General features: G+C 39.5%; 12 protein-coding genes and 1 riboswitch. Of the genes, 10 read left to right on the forward strand and 2 right to left on the reverse strand.

Features of this window, described 5'->3' with window-relative positions; genetic code table 11:
- Nucleotides 1-244: 244 nt before the first annotated feature.
- Nucleotides 245-350, forward strand: a riboswitch (SAM riboswitch).
- An 87-nt stretch (nt 351-437) separates the two neighbouring features.
- From mtnW to V7164_RS17850, 5 genes are all read left to right on the forward strand, one after another.
- Nucleotides 438-1,661 (forward strand): 2,3-diketo-5-methylthiopentyl-1-phosphate enolase, encoded by a 1,224-nt coding sequence (gene mtnW / locus V7164_RS17830; protein ID WP_335354763.1) that lies wholly within the window; start codon nt 438-440, stop codon nt 1,659-1,661.
- The gene (locus tag V7164_RS17835; RefSeq protein ID WP_335354764.1) at nt 1,658-2,323 is read left to right on the forward strand and encodes a 2-hydroxy-3-keto-5-methylthiopentenyl-1-phosphate phosphatase; all 666 of its coding nucleotides are present in this window, start codon (nt 1,658-1,660) and stop codon (nt 2,321-2,323) included. Before mtnW ends, V7164_RS17835 begins: the two co-directional genes overlap by 4 nt.
- Complete coding sequence (locus V7164_RS17840) at nt 2,320-2,943, forward strand: methylthioribulose 1-phosphate dehydratase (RefSeq protein ID WP_335354765.1); 624 nt, start codon at nt 2,320-2,322, stop codon at nt 2,941-2,943. The genes V7164_RS17835 and V7164_RS17840 overlap by 4 nt, the downstream gene beginning before the upstream one ends.
- 16 nt (nt 2,944-2,959) lie before the next feature.
- Entirely contained in the window at nt 2,960-3,493 is a 534-nt protein-coding gene (locus V7164_RS17845; protein ID WP_335354766.1) for a 1,2-dihydroxy-3-keto-5-methylthiopentene dioxygenase, read from the forward strand.
- A gap of 179 nt (nt 3,494-3,672) precedes the next feature.
- Nucleotides 3,673-4,899 (forward strand): TraB/GumN family protein, encoded by a 1,227-nt coding sequence (locus V7164_RS17850; RefSeq protein WP_335354767.1) that lies wholly within the window; start codon nt 3,673-3,675, stop codon nt 4,897-4,899.
- Nucleotides 4,900-5,022: 123 nt separating this feature from the next.
- Here the strand turns inward: V7164_RS17850 and V7164_RS17855 are convergent, their stop codons facing one another.
- Nucleotides 5,023-6,603: a bifunctional metallophosphatase/5'-nucleotidase gene (locus V7164_RS17855; protein ID WP_335354772.1), complete on the reverse strand. Its 1,581-nt coding sequence runs from the start codon at nt 6,601-6,603 to the stop codon at nt 5,023-5,025.
- Nucleotides 6,604-6,792: 189 nt separating this feature from the next.
- Between V7164_RS17855 and V7164_RS17860 the strand changes: the two genes are divergently transcribed.
- From V7164_RS17860 to V7164_RS17880, 5 genes are all read left to right on the forward strand, one after another.
- Nucleotides 6,793-7,710, forward strand: coding sequence for a phosphate/phosphite/phosphonate ABC transporter substrate-binding protein (locus V7164_RS17860; protein WP_335354768.1), 918 nt, complete (start codon nt 6,793-6,795; stop codon nt 7,708-7,710).
- Nucleotides 7,711-7,794: 84 nt separating this feature from the next.
- A complete protein-coding gene (gene phnC, locus V7164_RS17865) occupies nt 7,795-8,568 on the forward strand; it encodes a phosphonate ABC transporter ATP-binding protein (RefSeq protein WP_335354769.1) in 774 nt (257 codons plus the stop codon).
- Nucleotides 8,562-9,356 carry a phosphonate ABC transporter, permease protein PhnE gene (phnE, locus tag V7164_RS17870; protein ID WP_335354770.1) on the forward strand — a complete coding sequence of 265 codons (795 nt, stop codon included), beginning with the start codon at nt 8,562-8,564 and terminating at the stop codon, nt 9,354-9,356. Before phnC ends, phnE (V7164_RS17870) begins: the two co-directional genes overlap by 7 nt.
- Entirely contained in the window at nt 9,353-10,156 is an 804-nt protein-coding gene (phnE, locus tag V7164_RS17875; RefSeq protein ID WP_335347009.1) for a phosphonate ABC transporter, permease protein PhnE, read from the forward strand. Before phnE (V7164_RS17870) ends, phnE (V7164_RS17875) begins: the two co-directional genes overlap by 4 nt.
- Before the next feature lie 96 nt (nt 10,157-10,252).
- Complete coding sequence (locus tag V7164_RS17880) at nt 10,253-10,810, forward strand: putative ABC transporter permease (RefSeq protein WP_335347010.1); 558 nt, start codon at nt 10,253-10,255, stop codon at nt 10,808-10,810.
- An 11-nt stretch (nt 10,811-10,821) separates the two neighbouring features.
- Here V7164_RS17880 and V7164_RS17885 read toward each other — a convergent pair whose 3' ends face one another.
- On the reverse strand, nt 10,822-11,220 hold the full coding sequence (locus V7164_RS17885) for a VanZ family protein (RefSeq protein WP_335354771.1): 399 nt from the start codon (nt 11,218-11,220) through the stop codon (nt 10,822-10,824).
- Nucleotides 11,221-11,631 lie beyond the last annotated feature (411 nt).

An 11,631-nucleotide genomic window follows, 5' to 3' on the forward strand; every position in this document is an offset into this window, starting at 1 on the left:
GACTTCTTAACTACCTTCACCCACATTTTCACCTGCTGATTGGCGTTATAAAGACTTCTTAACTACCTTTTGCCACATTCTCACCTGACAAATGGGGTTATATAGTTTTACGCCGAACTCCTCCCCACGACTTTTACGATAAAAATTAAAACTTGCACTTAAAATTATCCTATTGACAGAATTTTTAAGCGGTGCAATAATAAAAGGCAGTTACTTTTGAAATGTAAATTAATTGAATATATTTTTCTTATTAAGAGCAGGTGGAGGGACGAGCCCGATGAAACCCGGCAACCGATCAAACGATTTGACACGGTGCTAATTCTTGCAGCTTTCATGCTGAGAAATAAGAAGATGTTTGTCTATTGACCTCTTCTTATTTGAAGAGGTTTTATTTTTTTATAGAGAATACTAACTTTAAAAAGGAGGATGATTCGAATATGAGTGAAATCATCGCTACCTACCAGCTATTTGGCAAGCCAGGATCCTTTGAGAAAAAAGCGGAAGGGATTGCACTTGGCTTAACGATCGGCTCATGGACAGATTTGCCACTGCTTGAGCAGGAGCAGCTGAAGAAACATAAAGGACGCGTCATCTCAGTCGAGGAATTTTCGAACACGCGCCATCCTGTTAAACAAAATGATATTTTAAGCAAAGTAAAAATTGCTTATCCAAGTGCGAATTTTTCAGCAGATCTACCAGCTATTTTAACAACGGTTTTCGGAAAGCTTTCCTTAGATGGAGAAGTCAAATTGCTTGATTTAGAGTTTAGTTCAGACCTATTAAGCAGATTTCCTGGCCCGCGCTTTGGAATTGAAGGCATTCGGAAGACATTAAATGTTTATGATCGACCACTAACCATGAGTATTTTCAAGGGAGTTATCGGAAGAGACATCGAATATTTAACAGCTCAATTGAAGGAGCAGGCTCTTGGCGGAGTGGATCTTGTGAAGGATGATGAAATCCTATTTGAAAATCTACTAACTCCATTTGAACAAAGAATTTTAAGAAGTAAAGAGGTTTTACAGCAGGTCTATGAGGAAACTGGCCATCGTACCCTTTATGCCGTAAACCTGACAGGCCGGACTTCCGAATTAAGAGATAAAGCAAAAAGAGCTAAGGATCTTGGTGCTGATGCCCTTTTATTTAACGTTCATACGTATGGACTGGATGTCCTCCAGGAGCTTGCGGAGGATGAGGAGGTTCAGCTTCCGCTTATGGCACATCCAGCTTATAGCGGTGCCTTCACCTCATCAGCTTTTTACGGGGTAGCAAGTCAGCTTGTACTTGGTAAGCTAACACGATATGCGGGTGCTGACTTTTCCTTATTCCCTTCTCCGTATGGCAGTGTAGCTCTTGAAAAGAATGCTGCACTGGCAATCGGTGAGAAGCTGACTGAAGAAGCTGCTGTAAAACGGGCGTTTCCAGTACCATCTGCGGGCATCCATCCTGGGCTAGTGCCTCTGTTAATGGACGACTATGGAAAAGATTGCGTAATCAACGCTGGGGGCGGCGTCCACGGTCACCCTCACGGAGCAGCAGGCGGTGGAAAGGCATTTAGACAGGCAGTTGACGCTGTTCTAGCAGGTAAAAATTTGGCCAACGCTGCAGAAGAACATCAAGAATTGAAAATAGCCCTTGAGTTATGGGGAGGTTCAAAATGAAGAATCCAGTGATTTTCTGCGACTTCGATGGGACAATTACGAATAAAGATAACATCGTTAATATAATGAGAGAATTCGCCCCGCCGGAATGGGACGCCATCAAGGATGACATATTAGGTCAAAAGGTTTCCATTCAGGAAGGGGTCGGCAAGCTGTTCTCTCTTCTTCCCTCTTCGAAAAAAGAGGAAATCATCTCATTCGTACTGAAGGATGCTGTAATTCGAGAAGGCTTTGCTGAATTTGTTCAGTTTACTAGAGAAGCAAATATTCCACTTTATATTGTGAGCGGCGGGATCGATTTTTTCGTACATCCTGTCCTTGAGGCATTTGGACCTTTTGAAAAAATTTATTGTAATGAAGCTGATTTTTCCGGTGAAAACATTCGAATTGTATTCCCTCATGAGTGTGATGATGATTGCTCAAACAAAGGCTGTGGCTGCTGTAAGCCATCGATTATTCGAAATCTGGCATCCGGGGAAAACACGAGTATCGTGATCGGGGATTCCATCACGGATCTTGAAGCCGCGAAGCTTGCAGATGTTGTTATTGCCAGGGATTATCTCATTGAAAAGTGCAAGGAATTGAATATCCCTTACGAGCCTTTCGAGCGTTTCCAAGACTGTATTGACATCATTGAATCTCGATTGGATGTGAAAGTATGAGTGCGCTCGTATCTAAATGGAATGAATTAGCTGATATTAAGGATGAATTGGCTGCAAGGGACTGGTTCATGGGGACTAGCGGTAATCTTGCCATCAAGGTTAACGCTGATCCATTGCAGTTTCTCGTAACGGCAAGCGGGAAGGATAAAAGGAAAAGAACTCTCGAAGACTTCCTTCTAGTCGACCGAGATGGCAAAGCAGTTGAAGAAACACATCTGAAACCATCTGCCGAAACCCTATTGCATTGCGCTGTTTTTCAAAAAACTTTAGCGGGCTGCAGTCTTCATGTTCATACAGTAGCAAACAATGTCATCTCAGAGCTATATGGCGAAGAAGGGAAAGTAACCTTTCAATTTCAAGAATTAATCAAGGCGTTTGATCTCTGGGAAGAGGATGCTAAGCTAACCATCCCCATTATTCATAACCATGCCCATATTCCTGCTTTAGCGGAAGAATTCCAAGAGCATATTCATGCTGATAAAGGAGCCGTCCTTATTCGAAACCACGGCATTACCGTTTGGGGCAAGAACGGCTTTGAAGCTAAGAAACTATTAGAAGCATGTGAATTTCTATTTCAATATCAACTAGCATTGATTAATGCTAAATCAAATTTTAAATAAGAGAGGGAGATTTCAGATGGCAACAATTACAATTCAAGGTACAAATGAAGTAATTGAAAATCAAAACGAGGTTGCAGCATTTTTAGAGCAGCAAGAAGTTATTTATGAGCATTGGGATATTGAAAAACTACCGGAAAATCTTCGTGAAAAATTTGATCTTAGCGAAGATGAGAAAAACGGAATTCTAAATGCCTTCAAGGCAGAAATCGACAGTATTTCAGAACGCCGAGGCTACAAAACATCTGATGTTATTTCATTATCTGATTCTAATCCTAAGCTTGATGAGCTTCTGAAAAACTTCCAAAGAGAACACCATCATACAGATGATGAAGTGCGCTTTATCGCAAGCGGACATGGAGTTTTCGTTATTCAAGGTAAGGATGAGCGCTTTTTTGAAGTGCATTTAAACCCTGGCGATTTGATCTCTGTTCCAGAAAATATTCGCCATTATTTCACACTTGCTGATGATAGAAAAGTAGTCGCTGTCCGTATTTTCGTAACAGAAGAGGGCTGGGTACCGGTTTATGAAAAGGAAAGTGTGCAAGGTTAATAGTAAATAATATTAAAAAAGCTTATAGACTCTTCCGAAAAGGACTTTATCTATAGGCTTTTTTACTTTGTTGAGTCACCTCCTAAATTAAGGTATTATTAATTTGTTAATAGTTTACTATACTACATATAATTGGTTTCTCTATTAACGAATACTTTATTAGAGAGGAGAGAAATACTTTGAAAAAGATATTTAAAAATGCGGCTATGCTTTTCATTGCTACATTGCTCGTAGTTTCATCCTTTTCAGTTAATACGGCTTTTGCGGCATCGGAGAGTAGTAAGGATTGTGTTCCTAAGAAGATTATGTGGGGGAAAACAGAACTTAAGAGTGGTCAACTAGGTAAAATCACCATCCTGAAAGAAGCTAAGTTATTCTCTTTGAAAGAAAATAAGCTTGAGACTCACAAGACACTACCTGTAAAGGGTGAATATAGAGTCTATTCCTTTAAGAACCATTCTGGTGGTGACATTTATGGAGTAGGTGGAGGCTATTATGTAAAAAAAGATAGTGCAATAAAATATGAGACCCCTTCCAAAAGGAAATTAGCTGAGGTTAAAGCGGCCAGCTGTGAAAAGGAACAGGTTGCGGAAAATGAGGGTGGATTCCTTTGGAAAGCAGAAAAAAGTGGCAACACTGTTTACATGCTAGGTTCAATTCATTTAGGTATTGAAGACTTTTATCCATTAAACTCGAAAATAATGAAGGCTTTTGATGAATCAAAATATTTAGTTGTTGAAGCAGATATTCTTAATTTAAATCCCCTTGAATTTCAACAATCCATCCTTGAAAAAGCTATCTATGCTGATGGTTCAACCATTGAGGATCATATTTCGGAGGAGCTTTACACGAAACTAAAAGATATATTTATTAGTTTGGGTGCCGATTTTAACGAACTCAAGCATTTTGAACCTTGGTATTTTAATATGATTTTAGAAAGTTTAAAAATAACTGATCCTAAATATAAACCTGAATTAGGAATTGATTTTTATTTCTTATCTAAAGCGGGTGGTAAAAAAATTATTGAGTTAGAGGGAGCAGAGTTCCAATTAAATATGATGGACAGCTTTTCTGAAAATGTGCAAATAAAACTGCTTGAAGATTCCCTAAAAGTTGATAGCAGCGGCGAACTAGAAGCCCTTATAAAAGCTTGGCAATATAGTGATGATGACGCAATTGAAAAAATGCTTTTTAACGTTCCAGACGATAGCCCAGAATACCAAACATATATGACTGAACTGCTTGATAATAGAAATATTGGAATGGCGAATAAAATTGAACAGTACTTAACAGGGAGTATGAAAGAAACTTATTTTGTCGTTGTAGGTGCAGGACATTACTTTGGCGATATGAGCGTTATCCAGTTACTTAAAAATAAAGGCTACAAGGTTGAAAAACTACAATAGAAGTATCACTATGCTACTTTTATGTATTTTAATACCGTGTCAGACTGTAGACAAACTCGGTAAAATCGAGCTTGTCTACAGTCTTTTAAATTCACAATATTTAACCGAGAAAGTTTCATCCTATCACCAAACAACCTTCCAATTATGATCACAGGAGGCATAGATCTTTTTCCTTTTCATCATATAGTTAGCAATTAGCTCTGTCATATCTGTCTGAATTTCTTTGATGACAGGCTTATCTTTGAACATATAGTAGTTGCCTCCCCCGCCTGCTCGATAGTTGTTCATGACGACATCATATTCACCTTTCATCTGAACAGGATCTCCCTTAATGCTTAATTTAACGACCCGCTCCCCAATAGGGTTTCTTATATCAAACTCATACTCAATGCCTTCCCACATATCGTAGTTATAGTGTTGGGGCTTTGGTTCTGCAAAGGCAGGATTAACCTGAATCTCACCATCTTTACCGAGCATAAAATACGATGCACAAATCTCCAAAGCATCCTTCATATCCTGCCCAGTGATTCGAATGAGCTTCAACGTGTTCGGATAAATATAATTTGAAACGATGTCCCTCATTGTCACCTGTTCCTGAAAACCACGAGAGCGATTATCAAATAAAGCAGTAGAGGAAATCCTTGCGCCTGATGCATCCATTTGCACATAATTAAAAAATTCAATAAGAGGATGATCTCCTAATCTTAATTCTAATGCGCCGGAAATCGTCATATCCCCTATTATTTTGGCAATTGGCTGATCAAGCCAAATTTGAGTGTCCTTCTCATACTCTTCAGTCATTTTCAAGATATGAGGATCTGCTTGAACAGAATGGTCAACCTCTATAAGCTGTGACGAGCAGCTTTTAAACACCCATTTTCCTTCGATTTTTTCAAAATAAGCTTTCACTTTACCTAAAGCCTGTCCATTGTAGCCGGGTTGAACGACTGTCACTCCGTTCAAAGTATCCGCAATCATTCGATGCTGGTGACCCGTCAGCAAAATATCAATTCCTTCAATTTCATGGCATATCGCATAAGCCTGATTTTCTCCAGTCATGGCTTCTTCAGGCTCCCCGTTGGATAGATCCCGTTCAAATCCTCCATGATAGGAAACGACAAGCAAATCATACTGTTCATGCTTTTGAATAAAATTAACCCACCTTTTTGCACTAGCTAACGCATCTTCAAATTGGAGTCCCACAATATGCCTTGGGTTTTCCCAATTCAGAATATAATGTGTCGTAATTCCTAGAACAGCAACACGCAGCCCATTTTCAAACTCCTTCACTATGTACGGAGGACCAAATGCACTTTCCTTCGTTCCTTCTCTTAATATATTGGCCGATAACCACGGGAACTGGGACTCGTCCACCGCTGCCTGTAATAGTTCGGAACCGTAATTAAACTCATGATTTCCAATTACAGCACAATCATAATTTAAATCATTTAGCAGGCTTATAAGCGGATTTATCTTTTCTGGAAGGAATTTTGCATAATAATATGTTAAAGGCGTCCCCTGAATGACATCCCCATTGTCTATTAAAAGGGAGTATTGATTGTTTTCTCTCTCACTTTTAATCAGTGCAGCAATCTTTGCTAGCCCTGCATTCACTTCTTCATTATCCCTGTAATTAATCGGGAACACATTTCCGTGCAGATCACTAGTTTCCATAATAATAAGCTCACAGCGTTCATTATCCATGGCTTCCACTTCACATCCCCTCTAATTACTTCCACTTTGATTATATAGGTAGTTCTTTCATGTAAATTTATTTTACAACAAACCACACCAAACATTTACATTATTTAACACCATATTTACAGAACTATCCATATCGTTTGCTATAATTCAAATCGTAAAATATTCTTTTTCCATTTGGAGGTAACTGAAATGTTTAAGAAATTGGCAACGATTGGCCTATCTCTTGCTCTAACAACGGCCATCTTGAGTGCATGCGGCTCAAACAAAACATCTAGCGGAGATTACACCCCTGAAAGCTTAACTGTTCAATTTGTACCATCGCAAAATGCAGACACATTAGAAGCAAAAGCTAAACCATTAGAAGGTTTGCTTAAGGACAAGCTAGGAATTCCTGTAACAGTAAGTGTATCAACTAACTACAACACGATTGTTGAAGCAATGGCATCGAAAAAAGTAGACGTTGGCTTTTTGCCTCCAACGGCATATGTACAAGCCCATGAAAAAGAGGCTGCAAATGTTATTTTGCAAGCACAACGCTTCGGTGTTGACGATGAAACGGGTGCACCTAATGATAAATTAGTGGATTTCTATAAATCTATGTTTATTGTAAAAGCAGATTCTGATATCAAAAGCGTGAAAGATTTAAAAGGAAAGAAAATTGCTTTCCAAGACGTTACATCTTCAGCAGGTTATGTTTGGCCCGCAGCTGCCTTAATGGATGAAAAAATTGACCCGCTTACGGACGTTGAGGGGATCACAGTGAAGGGACATGACCAAGCTGTGATTGCATTACTAAACGGTGATGTTGATGCAGCGGTTATTTTCCAAGATGCACGTAATATTGTAAAAGGCGATTATCCAAGTGTATTCGAAGAGACAAAAGTTCTTCATTTCACAGAACCAATTCCAAACGATACGATTTCAATCCGCTCCGATATGAGTGAAGAATGGACAAAAAAAATTCAGGATGCCTTTATTGAAATTGGCAAGGATGAAGAAGGCCATGCCATCATTAAAGACATTTACTCCCATGAAGGCTATACACCATCTGAAGATAAAGTGTTTGATATTGTTCGCGATTATGCAGAAAGAGTGAAAACCGAGTAATATAGGAAGCCAAAAATGCCAGCCAGTGAAGGGTTAAGAACTGGTATGGCATTTTTTGATTAAATAACCAAAGGTGGAATAAAAGTGATTGAATTTAAGAATGTCTCCAAGACATACCATAATGGTGTGAAAGGGTTAAACAATATTGATTTAAAGATTCATGAAGGTGAGTTTGTCGTCATCGTTGGCTTGTCGGGAGCAGGAAAATCAACCCTACTGCGTTCAATTAATCGTTTGATTGATATATCTGAAGGCGAAATTTTTATCAATAACAAATCGATTACGACAGCAACGGGATCTGATTTACGACGAATCCGCCGTGACATCGGCATGATTTTTCAAAGCTTTAATTTAGTGAAGCGTTCTTCGGTATTGAGAAATGTACTTTCGGGGCGTGTTGGCTATCATTCAACTTGGCGTACGATTCTCGGGCTTTTTCCAAAAGCAGATGTAAATCTGGCATTCGATGCTTTAGAACGCGTCAATATTCTTGAAAAAGCTTATTCCCGAGCAACGGATCTTTCCGGTGGACAGCAGCAGCGTGTCTCCATTGCCCGTGCGTTAGCTCAGGAAGCAAAAATCATTTTGGCAGATGAGCCTGTAGCCTCGCTTGACCCGTTAACAACTAAGCAAGTCATGGATGATCTGAAAAGAATTAACCAGGAATTAGGAATAACGACCATTGTGAATCTTCATTTTATTGATTTAGCAAGAGAATACGCAACAAGAATTATCGGATTACGGGCAGGAGAGGTTGTATTTGACGGGCCTGTTGAAAAGGCGACTGATGAAGCATTCTCGGAAATTTATGGCCGCTCTATTAAGAAGGATGAACTATTAGAGGTAAATGTATGCTGAGTCAGCCACAGAAGAGGGTCCTGCCTGAGCCTCCACGTAAACTAAAAACCTATTTAACCATTTTTATTATTATTTTGCTGCTTTTCGGAAGTGCAGTCCAAACAAATTCAACCATTACTGAGCTCATCATCGGTGCTCCTAACATGGTCGAGCTGCTTGCGCAAATGCTTCCTCCAAACTGGTCTTACTTCGGAAAAATTGTCGAGCCAATGCTTGAAACGATTCGAATGGCTTTAATTGGGACAACCTTTGGTGCCCTCATCGCCATTCCGATTGCGATTTTTTCTGCGAGCAACATTGTTCGTAACATATGGTTATACCATCCTATTCGTTTTGTCCTGAATCTAATTCGGACGATTCCTGACCTGCTGTTAGCAGCCATTTTCGTGTCTATTTTCGGCTTAGGACCACTTCCAGGTATTTTAGCGTTGACGATTTTCTCAATTGGCCTAGTGGCAAAATTAACATATGAAGCGATTGAGGCCATTGATCCTGGGCCACTTGAAGCCATGACTGCTGTTGGCGCAAACAAGGTTCAATGGATCTTTTTTGGTGTCGTTCCACAAGTTCTTCCCTATTATATTTCCTATGTGCTTTATACATTTGAGGTAAACATTCGGGCTGCAGCTGTATTTGGACTTGTCGGTGCCGGAGGAATTGGACTCTATTATGACCGCACACTCGGATTCTTTGAATATGATAAAACAAGCTCTATTATTATTTTCACATTAGTTGTTGTTTTAATAATCGACTACATGAGTACTAAATTACGGGAGAAATTAATATGAGCCAAACATCTAGAAACATTGTGAAGCCACCGAAAAAGAATATTCGTCTATGGATCATCTATCTCGCTTTAGCTCTTATTTATATTTGGGCTTTTTCCGGAATGCCGATTACAGGGGTAAAAGAAACAGCTGCTCAAGTATCGAAAGCCATTTTTTCAGGAATTTTCAGCCCCGATTGGGATTATGTCTATTTACCAGAGGGAGAGGATTTATTACGAGGGCTGCTTGATACACTCGCCATTGCGATTTTAGGAACATTTATTTCAGCCTTCCTCTGCGTTCCATTTGCTTTCTGGGCAGCCGCCAATATGAGCAAGGGGAAAAGTCTTTCTCATTCAGGTAAATTCATCCTCAGTTTTGTTAGGACATTTCCAGAGATCGTAATGGCGATTATGTTCATTAAAGCAGTTGGTCCAGGGTCCTTTGCTGGTGTACTCGCTTTAGGCCTGCACTCTATCGGGATGTTAGGAAAGCTTTTCTCGGAAGAAATCGAGAATATTGATCCAGGTCCCGCAGAAGCATTAACGGCTACAGGGGCAAACCGCATGCAAACTCTCTGGTTCGCCGTCCTTCCGCAAGTCATGCCTGGTTTCCTGTCCTATACTTTATATCGATTTGAAATTAACGTAAGATCTGCTGCAATCCTTGGCATTATTGGAGCAGGCGGGATCGGCACGCCACTTATTTTTGCACTAAGCTCCCGTGACTGGGATCGTGTTGGGATTATTCTATTAGGCATCATTGTCATGGTCACATGCATTGATCTTTTATCAGGCTATATTCGTAAGAAAATTATTTAAGGAAAAAGTTTTCAGCACTTTAGAAGAAATTGTATATTAAAGGAAATTTAGCGAAGCCTATAGGATGAATTTGTCATCTTGAAAGGGGTTTGCTAATTGGTAAATACGTTAGAAGTTTTTAGTGCTCATAGTCTTTTATTTTACTTTACGGTGTACTCATTTTTAGGCTGGCTGCTAGAAAACAGCTATAGCCTCGTTACAACGAGGAGATTTTTTAAAGTGGGGTTTTTCAGTGGCCCCTTTAAGCCTATGTATGGATTTGCACCAGTGCTTTTGGTTTTGTTAATTTCACAGGATACAAATTGGTTAATCGCTCTTTTTCTCTGTCTAGCCATTCCAACATTGATTGAGTATGTTAGCGGCTATTTACTTCATACTTACTTCCATCGCCGGTGGTGGGATTACTCAAATATCCCATTGCAGCTGCATGGACATATTTGTTTATCCTTTTCAATTTGCTGGATTTTTTTATCCCTCATTTGTTTAAAGTGGATCCATCCAGCATTAACCTCCATTTATGAAGCGATTAATCATTATTGGATTTGGCTTAGCCCTTTTGTTGCAATTTATTTATTTGCAGAACTTATTTTTTCTATAAAAAGGCATTTACCAAAGCATTCTTCTCAGGCTAAACAAGAAAGTCCAACTCAATAATAAATAAATAGCTACCTTCTTCTGAGGGTAGCCATTTTTATTATACTCAAAGCAATCAGCGCACCAATGGAATCAATTCCAACATCCACAATTGCGCCTGTCCGGTCTGGGAGAAAAGCCTGGTGAATTTCATCGGATGCTGCATAGATCGTTGTGTATAGCCATGCTTGTATAAATCGATGCTTTTCAAAGCTATTGTAAAACAATATAGCAAGCACCCCAAATGCTGATAAATGCACAAGCTTTCTAAATATGACGTTGATCATACTAGCCTGACCCTCAGATAGATTGAAAATATCTGCAATTATCATTAACGTATTTCCACCAGTCGAAGCAGGAGAAGCCGTTGTTATAAAAATAGCTATACAATACACAATAGCTGCTGTGAGCCAAATATATTTTTTCTTCATTTTTAATTCCTTCAGATGGTTTTTCTATTATTATAGGCATTTTTCGATTCACTTTTATATAGTTTGTCGAATTTTTCATGTCTGTCAGTCAAATTTGTCGGTCTATTGAAGCGAATGTACTTTTGGGGAGGTAGACAGAACTTCTTTTGGTAAATTGGCCGCGCCTAAGGAATACTTTTCTCGGTCAACTTTCATACTGCTTGGACTTTTCGAAGGCTTCCTCCTCTTGAAATGTCCGTCCAGCACCACTGCTTGGACTTTTTGAACGACTTCCCCTCTTGAAATGGCCGTCCAGCACTACTGCTTGGACTTTTCTAAGGCTTTCCCCTCTTGAAATGGCCGTCCAGCACTACTGTTTGGACTTTTCACAGGTTTCCCTTCTTGAAATGTCCGTCCAACATTACTGCTTGG

Source organism: Bacillus sp. JJ1474 (assembly GCF_036965225.1).
In the GTDB taxonomy this organism is placed as follows: Bacteria; Bacillota; Bacilli; order Bacillales; family Cytobacillaceae; genus Cytobacillus.

What these genes read in the sequence shown, in the direction of transcription:
- mtnW (WP_335354763.1), top strand. Translation starts at nt 438, where the DNA reads ATGAGTGAAATCATCGCTACCTACCAGCTATTTGGCAAGCCAGGATCC.
- V7164_RS17845 (WP_335354766.1), top strand. Translation starts at nt 2,960, where the DNA reads ATGGCAACAATTACAATTCAAGGTACAAATGAAGTAATTGAAAATCAA.
- V7164_RS17885 (WP_335354771.1), bottom strand. Translation starts at nt 11,220, where the DNA reads ATGAAGAAAAAATATATTTGGCTCACAGCAGCTATTGTGTATTGTATA.
- phnE (WP_335347009.1), top strand. Translation starts at nt 9,353, where the DNA reads ATGAGCCAAACATCTAGAAACATTGTGAAGCCACCGAAAAAGAATATT.
- V7164_RS17855 (WP_335354772.1), bottom strand. Translation starts at nt 6,603, where the DNA reads ATGGATAATGAACGCTGTGAGCTTATTATTATGGAAACTAGTGATCTG.
- V7164_RS17835 (WP_335354764.1), top strand. Translation starts at nt 1,658, where the DNA reads ATGAAGAATCCAGTGATTTTCTGCGACTTCGATGGGACAATTACGAAT.
- V7164_RS17840 (WP_335354765.1), top strand. Translation starts at nt 2,320, where the DNA reads ATGAGTGCGCTCGTATCTAAATGGAATGAATTAGCTGATATTAAGGAT.
- V7164_RS17860 (WP_335354768.1), top strand. Translation starts at nt 6,793, where the DNA reads ATGTTTAAGAAATTGGCAACGATTGGCCTATCTCTTGCTCTAACAACG.
- phnE (WP_335354770.1), top strand. Translation starts at nt 8,562, where the DNA reads ATGCTGAGTCAGCCACAGAAGAGGGTCCTGCCTGAGCCTCCACGTAAA.